Raw genomic sequence first — 20,527 nt, 5'->3', positions numbered from 1 at the left:
GGCGGCCCCATTCACCTCAAGCACGCCCGGCGGATGCCTGAAGTGCCACATAAACCGGTCGCAGGACTTCGGCGAGCGGATGAGAGCGGACCGTGACATCCACCGGCGGGGCCTGGTCCACCAGCAGTCCCCGGGCCGCGGCGCTGCGACGTGCCGGAATCTCCACCGGAGGGACAAAAAAGGCGTCCAGCACTTCCGTGAGCGGGGCGCCGGCGCTTTGCCCGGCCGTTTCCGCCGTGTCGGCCGCGTTCATCCGGCCCAGCAGGTCCTCGCGTTCGCGCCCGCGCCAGGCGAGGATCCGGAAGGGATCGTCGTCGAACTGCTCGGCCAGGAGATAGAACACGGCGGCCAGGTGCTTGCACGGCACTTCCCAGTCGGGGCAGGAGCAGTCCAGGCTCAGCTCGCCGGCGCTGCGGGGGAACAGGGACAGGCCCACGGCGGTGAAGACGTCCTCGATGTCGGCCGGCATTTCCCCTGCCAACAGGGTCGCGACGTACCAGGCGTTGCCGGCGAGCGACTCCTCCACGGCAGCCCACTCGGCCTTGCCGAACGCGGTGATGCCGATCCGCACCCGGTAGGGTTTTGGCCGTGAGCCCTGGACGCTGGCGGTGACCGTGCCGGCGTCGATGTCGAGGGAAACCACCTGCCCGCGGCGGGCGTAGTTGCGCCCGCGCTGGAGCCGTCCGCCGACGCCGAGTCCCTCCAGCACCTCAATGAACCGCGCCGACCACCAGCTCGTGCCGATGGCTCCCCGGACGCTGCGGGCTTTCACGCCGCCCTCGACACTGCGCGGGCGGGACGGCGGATAGAACGGCGAATCGTAGCGGCCCTTACTCACTCACGGCCTCCTTGGACAGGGCGAACAATTCGCGCAGGCTCTGGGTGGACAGCTCGGTGAGCCAGCCCTCGCCGTCGCCCACCACCATGTTCGCCAGCGCAGCCTTCTCCTCGATCATTTTGTCGATCCGCTCCTCCAGCGTGCCGCGGCAGATGAACTTGCGCACCTGCACCCGCCGTTTCTGCCCGATCCGGAATGCCCTGTCGGTGGCCTGGTTCTCGACGGCCGGGTTCCACCAGCGGTCCAGGTGGATGACGTGGTTGGCGGCGGTCAGGTTGAGCCCCGTGCCGCCGGCCTTCAGCGAGAGCAGGAAGATCGGCGGCCCGTCGGCCTGCTGGAAGCGGCGCACCAGCTCGGTCCGGTTCTGCCGGGACGTGCCGCCGTGCAGGTAGGCGACGTCGGTGTCGAAGCGGGCCGCGAGGTGCGGCATCAGCATCTCGGCGAACTCGGTGTACTGGGTGAAGCACAGCACTTTGTCGCCCTCGGCAATGATCTCCTCCAGGATCTCCTCGAGCCGGATCACCTTGCCGCTGCGCTGCCCGACGGCGGAGCGGTCGTGGAGCAGCTGGGCCGGGTGGTTGCAGATCTGCTTGAGCTTCGCCATGGCGGCCAGCACGTTGCCGCGCCGTTCGATGCCGTCGGAGCCCTCGATCTTCTCCATCATGTCATCGACCACGGACTGGTATAGCGACGCCTGCTCGTTGGTCAGCGTGTAGTATTGCTTGATTTCGATCTTTTCCGGCAGGTCGTCGATAATGGCCGGGTCGGTCTTAACGCGCCGCAGCAGGTACGGCCGGGTGATCGCCCGCACCCTCTCCGCCGCCGCCTCGTCGCGGTGGCGTTCGATCGGGATCGCATAACGGGTGCGGAACAGCTCCGCCGAACCGAGTATTCCAGGGTTCAGGAAGTCCATGATCGAGAACATCTCGCCCAGCCGGTTCTCCACCGGCGTGCCCGTGAGGGCGATCCGGTGGCCGGCGGTCAGGCGCTTGACGGCCTTGGCCGCGCGGGAGAGCCGGTTCTTCACCGCCTGCGCCTCGTCGAGGACCACACGGTTCCAGGTGATGCCCTCGAACTGTTCCGCATCGCGCGTCAGCGTCGTGTAGGTGGTGACCAGGATGTGGACGCCGTCCAGGCCTTGGGCGAAGTCCCCGCCGCGCAAGCGGTCCGTCCCGTGGTGCACCCGCAGGCGCAGTCCGGGCGCGAATTTTGCGGCCTCGGCCTCCCAGTTGCCGATCAGGGACATGGGGCACACCAGCAGGGTGGGGCCGGCGTCGGGCTGCTTTTCGCGGCTGACGGCCTCCAGGGCAAGCAGCTGGATGGTCTTGCCCAGCCCCATGTCGTCGGCGAGGCAGGCGCCCAGCCCCAGGCCGGCGAGGAAGTCCAGCCAGGCCAGGCCGCGTTCCTGGTAGGGGCGCAGGGTGGCGCGGAAGCTCGACGGCGGCGCAACGGGCTGGATCCGTGCGTCGGCCGAGCCACCCAGGAGTGCCCCCAGCCAGCCGTCGGCCGTGACCCCGGCGACCTCGAACGGCAGGTCAAGGTCGTCGGGATGGGCGGAAGCGAGCCGGAGAACGTCCGCGACCGTGCCGCGCGCGGCACGCTCGCGCTGCAGGAAATCGATGCCGCGGCGCAGCTGCTCGGCGTTGACGGTCACCCACTGGCCGCGAAGCCGGACCAGCGGCGCCTTCGCCGCGGCCAGCGCCGCGATTTCGTCCTCCGTGAGCGTGTGGTCGCCCACGGCGATGCTCCACTGGAAGTCGCACAGCTGCTCCCGGCCGAAGGCGGCGGGACCGCCCGTGCCGTCCTCCATCGGCGTGGACGCCGAGAGCTTGAGCGCCAGCTTTGCCCGTTTGTCCCACCAGGAGGGCAGCAGCACCCCGAACCCCGCCTCGTCCAAGGCCGGGGCGCCGTCCTGCAGGAAGGCGAAGGCGGCCTCCGCGCCCAGGTCGAGCCCCGCGGGACGCGGCTGCCGAAGCCCGGGTTCCAGAGCGGCACAGACGCGGACGGCCTTGCCGAGTTCGGCGAGCAGCACCTCCTGCGGGCGGCCGAGCCACCGTGCCAGGGCACCGCCGTCGCGCCAGACTTGTTCTGCCGGCACCAGCAGGCTCGGGTCAGCGGAAGACTGGAGGAGGAACTCCAGCCGCCACCCGGGCACCTCCAGCGGGGCAGCCGAAGCGGATGCGTCGGGAGCGGATGCATCGGGAGCGGATGCATCGTCACCAAGGTCAGGCGGGAGGGGCGTGCCTTCCACGGCGGCCCCCATGCCCGGAACTTCGCTCAGCCGGAAGGTGGCTCGCGCCGGGGCATTGTCCTCCCGGGCATAGCCGTGCCAGGGCAGCAGCCGCTGTTCGAGTTCAGCAAGCACCGAAGCCGAGGTCCCGATGCGGGCGTCCTGGGCGCAAAGGGCCTCCAGCCATGCCTCGGCGGCGGGCAGCTGGCGGGGTTTGCGCCCCCGTCGGGGCGGCAGCACGGCCAGGCCGCCCGGCAGCCGGTCACGGACCGCGGCGTCCGTGAGCACGTCCAAGGCCGACGCCGCCAGTTCGCCCGCATCCTCAGACCCCGGTTCCGCCCGGAACGACGGCGGCATGCCGGCAATGAGGTCCCCAAAAGCCAGCGCGTCGGGCCCCCGCAGCACAGCCCGCCAGCGTGCCTCGGCAACGACGTCGCCCTCGGAGCCATCAGGGTTGCCGTCAGGAACACCGTCGATCCAGGCGATCGCCGGGAGCACCCGGCCCCGTTCCGCCAGTTCGTCGGCATATTGCCAGACCTCCCCGAGGAACCGAACGGATGCCGCGATCCGGACGTCGCCCAGCGGTTCCTGCCGGTCCGCGGGGAATTGCTCCGGTAACAGCATGGACGCCAGCGCCGTACCGCCGGTTCCCCCGGCACGGGCGGTGAACGCCGCGGCGTCGATCCACACCACGGGAACCGTCCACGGCAGCAGGGACGGGTTGCTGGAGCTCGCTGGGCGGGGCGTGACCCGCACGATCTCCGGCGAATCCAGCGGTGCGCGCCGCAGCGAGGGCAGGAGCAGCGTGGCCGTGCCGGGCTGCCCCGCTTGCAGTTTCGCGACGGCGCCGGCGGGGGCGGCGAAGGGATGGGGCCGGGCGGACTTCAACGACTGGTTGCCGCTCGTCACAGCCATGTCGGAGTCCTCGGCCCACAACCCGGGACCGCGCCCAATCGACCAGAACGCATGGAGCACCAGCAAAGGCACGGCCTTTCTTTCTTGCGGGAATTGCCACCCAGACTACCACCGCGCCAATGGCACAACGTCGCGGCCCCCACAGCTGCAGCCGCCTGCTACAGCGCGCCGCTGTCAGGCCACCTCCGCAGCGGCGGCCGAAAAGTCCCGCCGCCCGCGGGCCAGCCCTGCTGGCTCAGGCCACCTCCGCAGCGGCGGCCGGAACGGTGCCGCCAACCGCGCCGCCAACTGCCGCCCCCGCCGCCCCTCCGGTGGCACCGCCGGCGAGCCGGAGCCAGGTGTCCACGACGGTGTCGGGGTTCAGCGAGACGGAATCGATGCCTTCCGCGACAAGCCACTCGGCGAAGTCCGGGTGGTCGCTGGGGCCCTGGCCGCAGATGCCGACGTATTTGCCGCGTTCCTTGCAGGCCTTGATGGCCATGCCCAGGAGTTTCTTGACGGCGGGGTCCCGTTCATCGAACCCGCCGGAAACGATCGCCGAGTCCCGGTCCAGGCCCAGTGCCAGCTGCGTCATGTCATTGGACCCGATGGAGAATCCGTCGAAGTGGTCGAGGAATTCATGGGCGAGCAGCGCGTTGGACGGAATCTCGCACATCATGATCACCTCCAGGCCGTTCTCTCCCCGGCGCAGGCCGTTTTCCGCCAGCAGCTCGATGACGCCGCGGGCCTCGTCCAGCGTCCGCACGAACGGAATCATCAGCTTGACGTTCGTCAGACCCATCTCGTTGCGGACAAAGGACAGGGCCTCGCATTCGAGGTCGAAGCAGTCCCTGAAGGTCGGCTCCAGGTACCGTGAGGCCCCGCGGAAGCCGAGCATCGGGTTCTCTTCGTGCGGCTCGAAGGCCGGCCCGCCCAGCAGGTTCGCGTACTCGTTGGACTTGAAGTCGGACATCCGCACAATCACCGGCTCCGGCGCGAACGCCGCGGCGATGGTGGACACCCCTTCGGCCAGGCGCTTGATGTAGTAGTCGCGCGGGCCGTCGTACGCGGCGATCCGCTCCCGGATTTCCGCGGCCACGCCCGCCGGCTGGCTGTCCAGGTTCAGCAGTGCCTTGGGGTGGATGCCGATCTGGCGGTTGATGATGAATTCCAGCCGGGCCAGGCCCACCCCATGGTTCGGCAGCTGGGCGAAGGTGAATGCCTGTTCCGGGGTGCCGACGTTCATCATGACCTTCACGGGGGCCTCGGGCATCTGGGCGATCGAGGTTTCCTCGACGCTGAAGTCCAGGATTCCGGCGTAGATGAAGCCGGCCTCGCCCTCGGCGCAGGAGACGGTGACGTCGACGCCGTCAGACAGGGCCTCCGTGGCGTCACCGGTGCCGACGACGGCGGGAATTCCCAATTCCCGGGCGATGATGGCCGCGTGGCAGGTGCGTCCGCCGCGGTTGGTGACGATGGCGGAGGCGCGCTTCATGATGGGTTCCCAGTCCGGGTCGGTCATGTCGGCGACGAGGACGTCTCCGGTCTGGAAGTCGGCCATCTGGTCAATGGCGGTGAGGATCCTGACGCTTCCGGCGCCGATGCGCTGGCCGATGGCGCGCCCCTCGGCCAGGACCTGGCCGGCGCCGTTGAGGCGGAAGCGGCTCTGGGTGCCGGGGGCCCGGCGGGACTGGACGGTCTCCGGGCGGGCCTGCAGGATGTACAGGCCGCCGTCGATCCCGTCCTTGCCCCATTCGATGTCCATGGGGCGGCCGTAGTGCCTTTCGATGGCGACGGCGTGCCGGGCGAGCTGCTCGACGTCGTCGTCGGTCAGGCTGAAGCGGTTCCGCAGGGCCGGCTCCACGGGGACGAAGTCGATGGTGCGCCCGATCTCGCGGCTGTCGGTGTAGGTCATCTGGAGGGCCTTCTCGCCCAGCCCGCGCTTGAGGATGGCGGGGCGGCCGGCCAGCAGGGCGGGCTTGTGGACGTAGAACTCGTCCGGGTTGACGGCGCCCTGGACCACTGCCTCGCCGAGGCCATAGGAGGAGGTGACGAAGACGGCGTCCTGGAAGCCCGATTCGGTGTCCATGGTGAACATGACGCCGGAGGCGCCGATGTCGGAGCGGACCATGCGCTGGACGCCGGCGGAAAGTGCCACCTCGGCGTGCTCGAACTGGTGGTGCACCCGGTAGGCGATGGCGCGGTCGTTGTAGAGCGAGGCGAAGACATCCTTGATGGCCTGCAGGATGTTTTCGATGCCGCGGACGTTAAGGAACGTCTCCTGCTGGCCGGCAAAGGAGGCGTCCGGCAGGTCTTCCGCGGTCGCGCTGGAACGCACGGCCCAGGACAGGTCCGCGCCCGCTCCGTGCTTCTCCACCAGTTGCCGGTAGGAGTCGCGGATCTGCCCTTCGAAGTCGGGCAGGAACGGCGTCTCGCGGATCAGGCGCCGGATCTCCTGGCCCGCGGCGGCGAGCGCCGTCACGTCGTCGGTGTCCAGGCCGGCCAGCCTGTCGACGATCTGACGGTCCAGGCCGGAACCGGCCAGGAACTGCCGGTACGCGTCCGCCGTCGTGGCGAAGCCGTCGGGCACCTGGACGCCGGCGGACGTCAGGTTCTGCACCATCTCCCCGAGGGAGGCGTTCTTTCCGCCCACCCGGTCCAGATCCTTGAGTCCGAGTTCGGAAAACCACAGAATGTCTGTCGTCATGATTGCTACTCCTTCGTAGTGTGTCGCCGCAGGCGCAAGGCACCGGTCGCGGGGAGGCCGGCGTTGCACGTTCTGTCCACAGTGACAGGTCTGTAAAATTCTTTCCACATGACATGCGCCACATTCCGCTTGTGAAACTTTTCCCTAATGTTTGAAACGCATCTTTTGCAGTATGGTGGCCGCCATTTCCTCCACCGAGACGGTGGCCGAATTCAGGTAGGGAATTCCGTGCGCCTCGTAGAGCCGCTCGGCGCCGCGCAGCTCGAACCCGCACTGGCGCAGCGAGGCGTAGGAGGAGTCCCGCCGTCGTTCCGCGCGGATCTGGCTCAGGCGCAGCGGATTGGTGGTGAGCCCGAAACACTTCGAAACAAACGGCGTCAGCGGCTTGGGGAGGCCCTCCTGTTCAAAGTCCTCGTCGACCAGCGGGAAGTTCGCGGCGAAGATGCCGTGTTGCAGCGCCAGGTACATGGTGGTGGGCGTCTTGCCGCAACGCGACGGTGCCACCAGGATGATCTGGGCCTTTTCCAGCGCGCGCAGGCTCTGCCCGTCGTCGTGCTCCATGGCGTACTCGACGGCGGTCATCCGGGACTGGTAGCGGGCGGCGTTCCCCAGCCCGTGCGCCCGCCCCGGTTCCCCGCTCGCGTGGGTGCCCAGGGCCTGCTCCAGCTGTCCGACGTGCGTCCCGATGAGGTCCACGATGATTCCCTGGCAGGTGCCCAGCGTCCGGCGGATGTCACTGCTGACCGCCGTGGAAAAGACGATCGGCCGCAGTCCGGTGGCGGCGAGCCCGTCAATGACGTTCACGACCGAGCGTGCCTGTTCGACGGTGGTGATGAACGGGATCGTGTTGCGGTCAAAATTGTTCGCCGGGAACTGCGTCAGCAGCGTGTTGCCCAGCGTCTCCGCGGTGATGCCGGTGCTGTCCGAGAGGAAATAGACAGGCCTGGGATCGTCAGTGGTCATAAGGCATTGTGCACCATGCATGCCCCGGGACGGGTATCCACGCGGAGGTCTCGGAGCCCGGGCCGGGCATTCCCGGGCCGGCCGTTGTTAAGCACGACGGCGGCGCCACCTCATGTTGTGCGGCCCACTGCCGCTGTGGCACTGACGTGCGCCCAGGACCGCTTTGGAAGATGAAGGTGTCAAGGATGGACAAGATGTTGTTGCCCGGGAGGAGGACTGGCAGTCGCGCTTGTGGTGCGGCGCGCTCCCGATCCCTGCGAGCCCCACGCCTTGCGGCCGCTCCAAACCAATCCGTGGAGTCCAGGCATGGCCGTTGACTAATGCGTTAGTGACCACTAACGTATAAGCGTGCCCGACCTTCTCGAAACCGCAGCGGAACCCAACAGGCGCAGCCTGTTGCAGCTGCTGGGACGCGGGGAGCGGAGCGTCAGCGAGCTGGCGGAGAATTTTCCGGTCAGCCGGTCCGCGATCTCCCAACACCTGCTGTTGCTGGCCGACGTCGGACTGGTCCGTGCCAGGAAGGACGGCCGGCGGCGGTACTACAGCCTGGACCCGCAGGGGATGTCCCAACTGCGCACCTCGCTGGAAATGTTTTGGACAATCGAATTGGACCAATTGGCGGCCGATGCCGCCGCCGCATACCAGTCAACCCACCCACAGGAGAATTCCGATGACCATTGAGCAATCCGTCTTCATTCCGGTCGACCCGGACACCGCCTTCGCCCTCATCACGGAGCCGGAGCGATTGCGCCGCTGGCAGACCGTGGCCGCACGCGTGGACCTGAGGGTTGGCGGGGACTACCGCTGGACCATCACGCCCGGGCATTCCAGTGCGCAAGGTGTGTTTGTACCCGCTATCTGGGCAACGAGAATGCTAGTGCCACCGAGTATGGCTGCCATCCCCACGGGGACCACCACTACCAGCGCGCCAAGTACTCGCTGGATCAGTCGCGCTTTCGCGATGGTGGCCAGGACCGCCGCGGGCATTAGTAGACGATTCTGCTGGCAGAGGTGTAAAAACCGGCCAGTGCGCAACGATTTTGTGGAGCCGTGGCGGCTGGTGGGCAGTTGACCATAACGCTGACCGGAACGCGGTAAGCAGCCGAGTGTGGATCCGTTGTCGAACGGTCAGTGACACTGACCGTTATGGTGCAAACATGCAGCCCGACCCACGGGGCAGGGTGGTCCCGAAATTGCGCCAACCCATTGTCACAGCTGGCTTGGACGACTCTGGCCGTCCGGTACGCCCCATAGGCGGAGAGTTGAGCGAAAGCGGCCGAGTTGATGCCGGTCCCCTCGAACTCCTGCGTATACACAGTGAGTGGGTTCGAACCATCAGCCAGGACCACCCACCAGCTGCGCACGTGAGCATACACTTCCGTGTAGGTGGAGGTGCGGCTGTCCCAAGTGTAGAGCGCGCGGGCGGTGTCCTCGGCGTACGCCTTGAAATCGAGGGTCCGTGGCTCCCCCGGTGACACCCCGGCATCAGCCGGTGCCGTGGCCGCTGCGACCGCAGGACCCGTCCCTGCTGTCGTTTCGCTTGTCGGAAACGGGAAGGTCGGACCACTCGTAGCCCGTTGGGGCGAGCCTGCACCCGGTGGCAAAAACAAGGCGATGACCACCGCCGCCAGGGCACCCAGTAATGCGATCAGGAACCACTGTCGCCGGAACGGGGCAGGTAGCCTTTCCATGCTGATGGTCCGCGCATTGGAGACCTCCTTTACCCGTCCATGCAGGAAAGGATCGAACTGCGTATGACCCAGCCGCGGCGAATCTCAGGCGGCGCTCAAGCCGGGCCACGCCGTCGTGCGCTTCCAAACGACACAGATGCTGTCTGCCGCTGTCGCATTGCCTGTACGTCATTGCCCTGGGGACGCAAGAAGGCTGGGTGCAGCCACGTTCCTGGCTTTGGGGCTATGAGGGCATGGCCTGCGGCGGCTGCGACATCCCGATGACTTTCAGTGCCGCCATGTAGAGTGCCCTGGCGCGTCCGGTCTGCACGGCGACGTATCTCGGCGTGACGTTGGTCTTGGCCGCAATGACGGGAAGGGCGGCGAGACGTTCCGGTCCGCTCAACTTGGGAACAACGATTGTTTCCGCGATGGCGCGGTGCAGTTCGGTGGGCAGGCATTTCGAGGCGCTCATGGCGATTACGTCGGCATTTGCTTTGTCGGAATCCACCACGGCCAGTGCGTTTCTCACCGTGATGGCAACTTGGCGCACGAATTTCAAATCCCTGCGCGCCCGGCGATTGGCCGGGGTGTCGGTCCGGTCGGCAACGGCGGTTGCTGCGCCTTGGCTGTCGTCATAATCGTCCAAAAGAAGGAACATGGCTGACCCCCAGGCTTCTTCTCCGGCATACATGCGTGTCAGCTTCAGTATGTTCAGGGCCCATTCTCGATCGGCAACCCCGGCAGGCTCGGCAACGACGTCCTGCGGCCGATCGACGCTGGGATGGTCGTCGGATTCCGCCGTGAACAGGGGAACGGTGTAGCGGGCGGCTGCCTTGGCGATGTGGGCCGCACACACGTGATTGGCAATGCCCTGGACCCACGCCCCGAAGCGGACGCCCGGCATTGGCTGGTACCGTCCCCGTGACACTCCGGTCCACACTGCGACGCGGATGTCCTGCAGTACGTCCTCCAGCTCGTTGGGGCACCCAGCCCTGGCCAGGCGTGAACGAACGAACTGGGAAATATCGTCCACCGCCGTCATGACATCTTCACCACTAATATCAGGACCGTGAGCTCAGGACTCCGGACATCACGATTTAATTGATGAGAGCCGGGGCCTTGGTTTTGATCTCGTATTTGAGGATGAGGCTGCTGCCGGGGTAGCGGGTTTTGGTGCTGGTGAGGTGGGTGCAGAGTTCGGCGGCGGCCGCGGTTTTGGCTTTGGTCGGTAGGGGGTCCAGTGTGATGGTGAGGTAGCCGGGCTTGGTGGTGTCGATGTCGCCGGTCTGGTTGAACATCTGGCGCATGAGGGCGTGGGCTTCCTGGTTCGCGCGTTTGTATCCGGTGTTGGTGCGGATCTCGCGGGCGATGGTCATCGCGGTGTTGTAGGCGGCCATGCGGATGCCGGTGTGGATCAGCTTGACCTCGGTATCCAAGACTTGCTGGCCCGGGTTCAGATCCCCGAGGCGCAGCTTCGCCGGGATCTTCTTGTGGGCTTTCTCTGCAGCAATCAAGGCGGTTTCTGCCTCCCAGAGCGGTGCCATGACTTGGTTGTGCATGGCACTGGTGACCGTGATGGTTAGTTCATTGCTGCCTTCTGCCGGAGTTTTCAGCGCCATGAGGTTGATATCGGCAATGGCGGCGGCCTCCGCGTGCTGGTTCCTGGCAGCCACGACTTTTTGGTACGCCTTCGCTTTGGCAGGGTTGGGGACCATCCGGTCTTCGTCGTCACCGGTGGAGGCATAGGAATCGTGAGAGTCCAGCTCGAAGTGCATGCGGGCGTAGCGGAACTGGTTTTCCTGCCGCCACCTATTGCCCATTCGATACACGAGTTCCCCGGCGGGAAGGTCACGGTCGGTGGTGAGGATGTGGATTTGCCGTGTGCCTCCACCGGTGGTGCCCACGATCCGGCTGATCTGGCGGATGCTGAAGACTTCGCCGGTTTTCTTCGTTGTTGCCAGGGGGAGGTCAACGATCGTGTCAGCGACCGACCATTTGCGTTCTTCCCCGTGGTCGTCGGTGTGGGAGACCTCAGTGAATAATTTCTCTTCGATGTCTTTGGTGGTGCCTTTGCGCCAGGTCAGCACGTCAAAACCAGCCGCATCCATGTGCTTGAACAACGCCGGTGACCAGCCTCCCCTATCGAAGCCGACCAATACCCGCCGGTCGTCCCCGACCACTGTGCGCAGTTCCGGCAGCAGGCCGCGGAGTTCCGCGGCCAGGGACGCGCCCGGTTTGGCCATGACGACGAAGACGGGGGATCCTTGGGCGTCTGTGACCCAGGTTTCCTCGGTAGCCGGGACCGGGAACTTCAACCGGGTGGAGTAGATTTTCCCGATCTTTTTCGTGCCTTGGTAGGCGCGCACGTGTCCGTCAACGTAGAGGATCGCGGCCAGGTTCTCCCCGCCCGGGCCGGTGCCGGCAAGGTGGTGTTTGGCCAGGGCAGCGATCAGTTCCCCGGCGTTGCCGGCCTCAGCAAGTTGGCTGATTCTGCGGCGGATGGTTTTTACTTCCGGGGCCCGATCCAATCCCAACACGCGTCCGAGTTCCACTGGGTCGAAGCGGGTGGCACCCTCGGCCCGGGCTTCCCCAGCCAGCGCCCGCAGCACGGCATCGATCAGGACGGACTCGAGGCCGTAGAAACCATTCGGCAACGCCCCGTACACCTCCTTCGCACAGCTGAGCAGGCCGGTGGTTTCCAGTGCCGGGAAGGCCAGGAACAATCCCGCGTGCCGGATGTGGGCGGCCGGGGAAAACACTGGGACCGCGCATTCAAGCAGTCCGGCGGCGGCACGTTCCGCTGCGCGAGGTGCCGGGACCGGCTGGAGCGGCAACCCGGGCTGCTGTGCTGGTTCCAAGGCTTCAGCTTCATCGGCGGTGGGTGTTTCCGCAGCGTCAGCAGCGGCTTGTTCGGCAGCGATTTTCAAGGCCCGGCGGACACTGAACTCCGAGACGCCGACCGCGTCACCGACGGCCTGCTGGGACAAACCGGTGCTGCGCAGTTCCACGATCCGGGCGATGACACTCTCGGTGAGCCGGGAAGCCCGCTTCGGACCCTTCTTCTCCGGCACCAACGCGGCAATGCCGCCTTCAGTCAGCAGTTGCTTCCACAGCCACACCGTGGTGGGTGTGACATCAAAGGCCGCTGCGATCTCAGCGACGCCGGCTGCCATAAGCGCCGCGAGTCTCACCGCTGCCCAACGGCGGCCGGCCTCATCACCGCCGTCCCAGGAAAACGAGGCTTGTCCGTGCAGAAAAACAGTGCCGCCACCATCGGCGTCGCTCACGAGTTCCCCGGCCAGGCCCAGCTTCACAGCACCGGAAGCCATCGCCACAGGAAGAGGACGTTGAGCAGTCATGAGACCCATCATTTCACCCTTCCAATAGAGGTATTTTCCTTAATCTATTATATCGAAGAATGGGCAAAATTAACAGGGTTCCAGCAAGAAGAAACCCCGGAAACTCAATAAACACCCAAACCCGTCATCCGACCGTGTCCGGGGTCCTGGAGCTTGGGAACCGGGCCTGAAATCGCCCGGAAGTTGGTCTTTGCGGTGGGGCCTTCGAGCTGACGGGTAAGAGACCATCGTCGTCTTCGTTCACGAGAAACTGCACATTATTGGGGTAGGCCACCACACCGTCTAAATGGAGCGACGGCATTGCGGCCATGGTATGGATCCCGGTTGCGCACCAGAACCCCAGAGAGGATATAAACCAGTGTCAGCTCACGGTTTCCCAATGTCAACCCCTACTATGTCATTCTGTGGATAAAAGGTGCAGAATTGAACCATGCCTAAGATCACGCACCCGGTAGACCTGGCCTGGACGGCCGATGTGGAAGCGTCAATGGAGACGTTCGGCAATCGGGCCCGCCTCGAAATCATCCGGTATCTGGAGGGAAGTGGGCCGGTGCCGCGCGGGGACATCGTGGATGCCGTCAGTGCCAGCGAGGCAAGCGTTGCCCAGCACCTGATCGCGCTTGAAAAAACGGGGGCCATCGTCGTGGACATCGTTCAGGGCCGCCGGCACGGCAGGTCACCACGCTATTCGGTGGCTGAAAACCGCATCAAGGAACTATTGGATGCCCATCAGGACTATCTCCTTAATCGACGGCCGACCCTCCCCTAGGGTGCAGGGCAATATCCTGATCCAGGTATTCAACAATGATCTCCAATGTCTCCGGCGAAACATCCCCAAGTGTCTTGGCCGCAAATGACTTGACCCTGGCGGCCCGCAGCGACTTCACGAACTCCAACTGCCGGCCGACCATCTCAGGAGTTTCTATGTCCTCGACACTGAGCAAATACTCGGGATCCACGTTGAAATAGTCAGCCAGCGCGGTCAACAGCGGCCGGTCCTGGACCAGTCGCCCATTGCCATCCTTCATGTAGGACCACCGCGCCCTGGACAATCCCACCCCACGAACCGTCATCGCCGCACGAATTTCCGGAAAAGTCAGTGCCTCCCCTCTCTCCGCGACAGCGACGTCGAGCAAGAGGTGAAGCTTTCGAGCAAGCTCACCTTGAGGCGTGCGCCTGGCCTCGTCGCCTGCACCGGGCGATTCCTGGTCCGCCATGGTTCTCCAATCCGCTACTCGGGAGTTCTTCAAGTATGTTCCGGCCCCTTGAACGCTTCAAGAAGCCAAAAGGCTTTATCAGTTCGCGAAACACGACCTGCATCATCAGCAACTCAAGGCCAATCCTGCGCACTTCTACGCTTCCATGTTTGTCCATCTTCGCAGTCGCCTGATCCAACTGCATCCGTTCCCTTGTAGTCATGCCGTTACGGTCTCCGGAGTCAAGGATCAAGACTGGCGGTACCACCGTCGAGAATGGCGACGTAGCCATGATCGGGAACCCCGCTATCCACAGCGGGCGACCGATGTTGCAGGGGACCGCCGGCACGTGACCGGCCCCAGGCGAGTCGGCCGCCGTCGTCCGTCCGACATGCCAACGGAAGTCATGTAGTTTCACTGTCTTTGCACCATGGAAGGGGGAAGACCAACACTAAACAGGAGAATTCGATGACCGAGCAGACAGACCACGCACCGTCCACCCATGGTTTCGTCGATGAGTGGATGACGCCCAAGGAGATCTGCCATGAGCTGCAGATCCCCGAGCAGACTTTCTACCAGTGGCGCGTCAAGCACGCGGGACCGAGGGCCCACAGGATCGGGCGCCACCTTCGCATCCGCCGCACGGACTTCAACGCGTGGCTCGCCACAACAGAAGACCCCGTTGGCTAGGGCAAAACGCCACTCGGGACCTGGGAAGAATTACCCGCCGAAAGCTCGGCCCGACCACATGGCGGGACCGGGCAACCATGCGCGGCTACGACTGAAAGCCCCGGATGTACCAAATGACCGGGCCAACCGGGGCACAGGCTGAAGCCGCCCTCCTGTCCAAGTTCAACGAGATACTCCCGCCACCGACGACGTGTTCAGCCCTGACATGGTCATGAGCGAACTCGCCAAGTTCTGGTGGCTGGAATTCGAAGACCTGGGACGAGCGGCCCCAAAACGGTGGCGCATCAAAACAGCTAGCCGCAATTGAGTTTGTAAGCGAAGCGCTTCGCTTGGTTCAGGGACAGGAGTCAGCAGACCTCCGTTTTGTCACTCTGTCCCGAAAATTCTTAGCCGAAACTTGACGATTTCGTTCCGCCAGGAATTCCCAAAAGAGCTATGACCAGACCGCCTAATACGATCCCCGGGCGGCCAACGCCACTTTCAGATCATTCTCAGGTTCCTCTTCTCCGCTAGGGATCTGAACGGCTTTCCTCATCCGTGGTTACCTTCAGGCCATACAGGATCTCGTCGATGCCTGCAATCACGTTGTACCAATACTGCCTTTGCCCGGAAACATATTCCACTAGCAGGGTCCTGAGCTCATCGTTAGAACATCTCGTCCCCAAGACATCTAGAGCGGTCATCCTTTCACCTGGGCTCTCAGAATGAAGGGCTTCCCGCAACTCCTCGTGGGTTCGTTCTGGCTGGCGAAGGAACCACTGCCGAGAAGCTTCGCGGAGGTTGGAAGTCTCGGCGGTATTCCAAACTCGGGCCAAAGCGGGGGCCAAGTCCGATGCCATGGCTACCTCAGCAACGTCTACGAAAGTAGATGCATCCAAGGCCGGCAATTCTTCTTGGATCGCCGGTAGTAATTCCGGTCGAGCGATTTTTGAAAGAGCAACCAAGACTCGAGAAGGGCCAACTAACTGACCTCTGTCCAGTTGGCGAACAAGCCTCAGCGCGTCTTCGCCACCCGCTCCGTAATTTCCGATGCACTCACTGGCGGCTGCGCGAATTTTCTCTGCAACGAATTCAAGGGTCGTCGGGTTGTCTCCCAAGAAAGGTGCAAGCCGACCCCTCCATCTCGCTGCGTCTGTGTCTAGGATTTGCCGAGATTCTTCGAGCATGCCTTCACCCTCCTTGAATGTGAGTGCTTGCCAGTGTTCATAGTTGAAGGGGGATGATTCGACGAGAGCCTGCAGCTGTTCAGTCGTTCTCAGAGCTGCCAGCAGTCGCGGTTCTAGTTCCTGCGGAAAGCTGTGAGAATTGCTGCTGTTGCTGACGATTTCCAATGCCACTTCTCCGAAGGCCGAATCGCTCGCGGCCTTCGCCGACAACATTTGAATAGTCTCTCTATCCTTCCAAGCCAACGTTTCACGGAGCAATGTATCCTTGAGTTCGCCTTCTGTAAGAAGTCTCCTGACAGCGACCCTACGCAAGCGAGGGGTCGCATAACGGGCTACCCATTCCAAGCGCCGCGAAGGCAAACTATCGATGTGAGTGGCCAAGTATTCAGAGATGGCGTCCGCATTCTTGGCGAAGCTATATGGGGCCCATGAAGCAAGTTTGGCGAAATCACCGTTTACGGCCTCCTCAAAAGCGCGCAATGCCTCCTTGGTGGATTCGCCGATTGTAGGTTGTTGGGACAAGGACCGTACGAGCCAAATGTCATCCGGTCGAAATTGGGAAACCAGATAGTTGAATGCCGCTTCAGCTCCAGGGAGCGCCGCGAAAATCTCTATCCAGGCTTTCTGGACTTCGTCAAGATCTGTTGAATCGGTGGCATTTTCTGGCTGTTGCCAAAGAGCCAGTGGCCGCAGGTTGAGACTAGTCAGAATTTTAAGCGCACCCCGAACAGCGCGTTCGTCATCGATCCGAGTGAAATCTAGCAATCTACGTTCCACACGGTCTTGGCGGTTCTTTCCCTCGAAATTTAGGATGGCCCATCCAGGTATCGTTCGTTCTTCCGGCGACGTCGAGCGGCCTATATCGATGAAAAAGGTCCGCACCCAGATGCTGCCTTCAAGATCGGTGAGTTGTAAATCGTCCCGACGACCATACAACCGATTGGCAAGATGTGACCCTAGCGGTTCCGGGTCGCGCTCACATGCGCGAGCGAATAGCGCTAGACGGTCGATGTCCAGTTTGGGCCCTTCGTTGTTCTTTCCAGCCATTATGGAAGTAAAAGCGCCCAAAACTTCGGCAAGCTGTTCAGCTGCCGCATTTGGCGGAGGCGCGCTTCCACCGTCATTTGAGGTGGCTTGCAGCTCTCCTCTGCTTGGAGTGGAAGTACCCGTGGCGTCCAAGGCCGATTGGCCCGAGTCAGCCTCGAGAGCAAGGGGGAGGACATGCTCGAGCAGGAAATTCGAAACTCGCTTGCCAAGTTGATCGGCATTAGAGAATTCGCCGTAGAGCGCGATGCGTTCAGCTTTGACTTTGGTTCTGAACTCGATGACCTGACTAAGCTGTGGTCCGGGATCGGCTAGCGAATCCTCGTCGATGTTGGCAAAAAACATGCCAATGGCAGGGGCGTCTTCTCCGTTCCTTCGACGCTCTAGGGCTATTTCGAATTCTTCCTCGAAGCCCGATGAACGCTCCCCTGTAGCCGTCCCCCATCGCTTGTTTAGGAGTCCAATGAATACGTCACATTCGCGTACCATCGGATTAATGCGCTCTTGAGGCCTGCCGTAACCCGGCATAGTAAGCTCCCAGCCCACAACTCGAAGCCGAATCCCGCATGCCGACAATGCATGATTCAGTTCGTCCCCTGTTGACCGGATGATTTGTCGTTCATCGGCTAAGTCACCTGGCGAGGCAATGAAGACGACCAGTTCCTTTATGTCTTTCTGCATCCATTCTCACCTTTGAACGACCGTTTTCCAGCAAGCGTACCGTTGCCGTTCTGCGACAGGAGAATCGGCAATGGTCCCCGGAAGTAGTACCTGACCTGGTAAGGACGATAGCGTGCCGACCAATACCGCCCGCGCTACAGGGAAATCGTAGACACATACATCCTGACCGGCGTTGGCAACCTCACCATTCGCGAAGCCAACGTCTCCACCTGGACAAATTCCTCGAGAGCGTGCGCACCAAACACGGCAAGGCAACAGCCAAAATGTCCAAAACGCTGCTCTCCCGCATGATGTCATTCGCCACACAGCCGCCCCAGCCAATCCGCTTCGGGAAGTTGCCCGCATCCCCACCGGCAACAAAGAAGACCAGGCACTCACGATCGACGACGTGGCTAAACTTCCGCACGACGTCTACCGGTGGCAGCAGCCAACCGGACGCCAGAACGGACTGCACGAAAAGGACATCCTCGACGTCATGGACATCACGCTGGCCACCGGCACCCGGATCAGGGAGGCGCTGGCCATCCGGTGGTCCGACGTCGATCTGGCGGCCGAGAAGCCGACCGTCACCGTCCGCCGAACGATCATCGACATTCGGGGCAAGAACAGACTCAAGATCCAGGACCACCCCAAGAGCGCGAACTTACGGCAAGGCTACTTCCTGCCGCTCTTCGCCTTCGAGATGCTTCGCCGGCGCCAGGCCGATCCAGTTCGACAAAAGGTCCTTGACCTCGTATTCCCCTCAAGTACCCTGACCATTCGTGACACCAACGGTTTCCGAAAGCAATAGCGCAACGCCCGTACGCAGGGCTCCGGACTGTGATGATGGTAGAAGTCGATCATCACAGTCCGGAGTCCAGGACGGGCGCTGGCTTCGAATAGGTCACACCGTAAACCACCCGCCGAATCGCCCGCGGATTCCGCAACTTCGAGAACTATTGAATCCGAAATCTACTCGCTGTTGGTCGCAATCACGCCTAAATACGAGGGGACGGCGATGGTCATAATTAATTATTTGGATCGGTGGAGGAACCCGCAGACGGAGCTGGGTTTACCTCCGACGGCAAACCCAGAAGCTGAAAATCTCCCAAAACAACGTCAGCTTCCTTGGCTGTAGCTGTCATCGTAATTCCTAGCCTTAGAACACCGGCTACGTCTTCATTTATCGAAATTGGTTTTCCAAAAGTCAACGTAACATGTTTTAATATGCGGCCATCCGCCACGATTTCGACCATAACGGCTGCATCAGTTGGTGCATTATCAGACAACCCTAGAGTTCCATTAAGTACCCTGTAGTTTCGAGATAAATCAAAATCAGTCAGAAGATTATTGCCGCCCCCCAACGTTACTAATATACCATGGGCATAAGAAACGCCGTTTGATTTACCCGTACCAGGTTGCCAACTGTAAACACTGGAAGAAACATAATTCATATCACTTAGATAGGTGACAACTGGGTGTCTCACGACCTGCAGCGTAACCCGCCCCGCATTTGCCGTGCCGGCCGGCGGGTCCTGCTTTAGGACTAGGCCATCAACACGCTGCCCATCAAGTATCGGAACTTCAACCACTTGAAACCCCAAACCCTTCAATCTTTGATCCGCGTCTTGAAAGGTTGAATTGACGACATCTGGAACAATGGGAGCCGATGTCGAAACGGTGAGAATTATTCCAGTTTGAAAAGGATTTCCCGCAGCTGGTTCCTGCGCAATGACTGTGCCGGGGGGCTGTGGCGAGATCTTGGTGATCTTCGTGATTTGAGCGTTGTAGGGTACTAATTGTGCTATTGCAGAATCATAGTTAATCCCAATCAGGTCGGGCATTGTACTTGGAGGAGCAGGTGGGTTAGTGGATTGCGCGCTGGTCGTTGAGATCTCGGGGACTACCGGCGACCTCGACGTTGAGCCCCCACTCGCGCACCCTGTTGCCAACATGAGAAAAACTGAAAAGGATACAGTCAGACTCATAAGTCTGTGCTTGGTTTTCATCACTTTCACCTCTGTTTCGATATTTTAGAGAAGGGTAATAATTTCAAGGAAGTGCAGTGCCACTGACAGCCACTGCGTATGCCGATTCAACGCACGTGAGACTTGATTGGCCAAGCGTCGCAATTTTTAGCTTTAATGCTCTCTTGCCTCGAACATTCAATTTCATGGAGACACCCTGAGCTGGGGATAAAATTCTAGAATCTTCAGAAATACCATCAATCGTCAATACGATATTCATTCTTACAGAAACCGGCGCAGAGTCACCTAGTGAGAATGAAATTAAGATTGTCGAATAAGCTTGACCCAGTTCCGCCTGAGCCTCGATCGAGCTATCAGAACAATTTTTCGCCGAGATTGTGTATGTTTTTGTTTGAACCGGCCGTCCAGCTAGTAGGACGCTCGTCTCTACGGGTTTTGGATCGAGGAGTTCAGCGATCGACTTAGCCGTAAAAATGGCATTACCATGACTTTCCGTTACGGTCGGTTTTCCGGATATTTGGGCATCGGGCGATATTCTGGGCGACAGAGGGAAAATTGAAAGAATCACGACTGATCCGACTGCGCTAGATGAAATTAATAGGCGGATAATTTTCTGTTTTGATTCTTTTATATAGGGATCGATCTCGCCGCGCTGCTTTAGGTCATTCGCGTCCTTTTCGTACTGTTGTTTCGTGACAGTGGCGTAAAAAGCTATCCAAATAGTCAAAGGCATTACAGGTATGAAAATTTTCCATAACTGAATGGTTGATGTGGGGAAATTAAGGAGTTCGCTGACTATAATCCAAATGGATAACGAAATGAACACCCCAGTTATCGAGCCGATCACTAGGTCAGAAATTGAGAGCTTCCAGCGTGCCATCCGATCCGAGCCTCCCTTTGTTCATTAGTTGCTACTGTAAGTGATCTGCCGGGTGTGCGCACTAGGTCGACGAGACTCATCTAACGTGCTCGCGAAATCTCTGGCCACAGCTAGGAGCCTTTGGTGTGCTGGACGGATGGGTTACGTGTTGTAGTTGTCTGTGCGCAGGTAAATCGCGCAGAATGCAGCCTTCGCGCCCGCAAATGCTTCGAAGGAGACAAAGGGCGAGATACTGGACC

Annotated in this window: 15 protein-coding genes; 5 read left to right on the top strand and 10 right to left on the bottom strand. The window is 61.8% G+C overall.

What is annotated here, in order from left to right:
- Nucleotides 1-16 precede the first annotated feature (16 nt).
- The 4 genes from DMB86_RS05185 to DMB86_RS05170 all read right to left on the bottom strand — a co-directional run bounded on the left by DMB86_RS05185 (nt 17) and on the right by DMB86_RS05170 (nt 7,632).
- On the bottom strand, nt 17-838 hold the full coding sequence (locus DMB86_RS05185) for an SWIM zinc finger family protein (RefSeq protein WP_113716849.1): 822 nt from the start codon (nt 836-838) through the stop codon (nt 17-19).
- Complete coding sequence (locus tag DMB86_RS05180; protein ID WP_113719344.1) at nt 831-3,983, bottom strand: DEAD/DEAH box helicase; 3,153 nt, start codon at nt 3,981-3,983, stop codon at nt 831-833. Before DMB86_RS05180 ends, DMB86_RS05185 begins: the two co-directional genes overlap by 8 nt.
- A 235-nt stretch (nt 3,984-4,218) precedes the next feature.
- Nucleotides 4,219-6,669, bottom strand: coding sequence for a phosphoenolpyruvate synthase (gene ppsA, locus DMB86_RS05175; RefSeq protein WP_113716848.1), 2,451 nt, complete (start codon nt 6,667-6,669; stop codon nt 4,219-4,221).
- Between the two features lie 144 nt (nt 6,670-6,813).
- Nucleotides 6,814-7,632, bottom strand: a complete 819-nt coding sequence (locus tag DMB86_RS05170; protein WP_113716847.1) for a pyruvate, water dikinase regulatory protein — start codon at nt 7,630-7,632, stop codon at nt 6,814-6,816.
- Between the two features lie 348 nt (nt 7,633-7,980).
- Here DMB86_RS05170 and DMB86_RS05165 point away from each other — a divergent pair, with 348 nt between their 5' ends.
- Together DMB86_RS05165 and DMB86_RS05160 are read left to right on the top strand one after the other, a co-directional pair.
- Nucleotides 7,981-8,313, top strand: coding sequence for an ArsR/SmtB family transcription factor (locus DMB86_RS05165; protein WP_227878606.1), 333 nt, complete (start codon nt 7,981-7,983; stop codon nt 8,311-8,313).
- Nucleotides 8,303-8,704 carry an SRPBCC domain-containing protein gene (locus DMB86_RS05160; RefSeq protein ID WP_113716845.1) on the top strand — a complete coding sequence of 134 codons (402 nt, stop codon included), beginning with the start codon at nt 8,303-8,305 and terminating at the stop codon, nt 8,702-8,704. Before DMB86_RS05165 ends, DMB86_RS05160 begins: the two co-directional genes overlap by 11 nt.
- An 842-nt stretch (nt 8,705-9,546) precedes the next feature.
- Here DMB86_RS05160 and DMB86_RS05155 read toward each other — a convergent pair.
- Together DMB86_RS05155 and DMB86_RS05150 are read right to left on the bottom strand one after the other, a co-directional pair.
- Entirely contained in the window at nt 9,547-10,347 is an 801-nt protein-coding gene (locus DMB86_RS05155) for a sigma factor (protein WP_113716844.1), read from the bottom strand.
- Nucleotides 10,348-10,402: 55 nt separating this feature from the next.
- Nucleotides 10,403-12,664 (bottom strand): helix-turn-helix domain-containing protein, encoded by a 2,262-nt coding sequence (locus DMB86_RS05150; RefSeq protein ID WP_171814372.1) that lies wholly within the window; start codon nt 12,662-12,664, stop codon nt 10,403-10,405.
- Nucleotides 12,665-13,094: 430 nt separating this feature from the next.
- Between DMB86_RS05150 and DMB86_RS05145 the strand changes: the two genes are divergently transcribed.
- A complete protein-coding gene (locus DMB86_RS05145; RefSeq protein ID WP_113716842.1) occupies nt 13,095-13,433 on the top strand; it encodes an ArsR/SmtB family transcription factor in 339 nt (112 codons plus the stop codon).
- Here the strand turns inward: DMB86_RS05145 and DMB86_RS05140 are convergent.
- Nucleotides 13,408-13,881, bottom strand: coding sequence for a hypothetical protein (locus tag DMB86_RS05140; RefSeq protein WP_113716841.1), 474 nt, complete (start codon nt 13,879-13,881; stop codon nt 13,408-13,410). The genes DMB86_RS05145 and DMB86_RS05140 overlap by 26 nt on opposite strands.
- A 447-nt stretch (nt 13,882-14,328) precedes the next feature.
- On the opposite strand from DMB86_RS05140, the gene DMB86_RS05135 reads away from it, so the two are divergent.
- On the top strand, nt 14,329-14,550 hold the full coding sequence (locus tag DMB86_RS05135) for a helix-turn-helix domain-containing protein (RefSeq protein WP_113716840.1): 222 nt from the start codon (nt 14,329-14,331) through the stop codon (nt 14,548-14,550).
- A gap of 509 nt (nt 14,551-15,059) precedes the next feature.
- On the opposite strand, the gene DMB86_RS05130 is transcribed toward DMB86_RS05135, so the two are convergent.
- A complete protein-coding gene (locus tag DMB86_RS05130) occupies nt 15,060-17,441 on the bottom strand; it encodes a DUF4062 domain-containing protein (RefSeq protein WP_113716839.1) in 2,382 nt (793 codons plus the stop codon).
- A gap of 388 nt (nt 17,442-17,829) precedes the next feature.
- Between DMB86_RS05130 and DMB86_RS05125 the strand changes: the two genes are divergently transcribed.
- Nucleotides 17,830-18,231 (top strand): site-specific integrase, encoded by a 402-nt coding sequence (locus DMB86_RS05125; protein ID WP_113716838.1) that lies wholly within the window; start codon nt 17,830-17,832, stop codon nt 18,229-18,231.
- A gap of 217 nt (nt 18,232-18,448) precedes the next feature.
- On the opposite strand, the gene DMB86_RS05120 is transcribed toward DMB86_RS05125, so the two are convergent.
- Together DMB86_RS05120 and DMB86_RS20240 are read right to left on the bottom strand one after the other, a co-directional pair.
- The gene (locus DMB86_RS05120) at nt 18,449-19,264 is read right to left on the bottom strand and encodes a PASTA domain-containing protein (protein WP_171814371.1); all 816 of its coding nucleotides are present in this window, start codon (nt 19,262-19,264) and stop codon (nt 18,449-18,451) included.
- Nucleotides 19,265-19,472: 208 nt separating this feature from the next.
- Nucleotides 19,473-20,288 (bottom strand): hypothetical protein, encoded by an 816-nt coding sequence (locus DMB86_RS20240; protein WP_129545470.1) that lies wholly within the window; start codon nt 20,286-20,288, stop codon nt 19,473-19,475.
- Nucleotides 20,289-20,527: the final 239 nt, after the last annotated feature.

The organism is Arthrobacter dokdonellae, from assembly GCF_003268655.1.
Lineage (GTDB): Bacteria > Actinomycetota > Actinomycetes > Actinomycetales > Micrococcaceae > Specibacter > Specibacter dokdonellae.
Note: the sequence above shows the minus strand (reverse complement) of the source record. Positions and strands in the feature narration are given on the sequence as shown.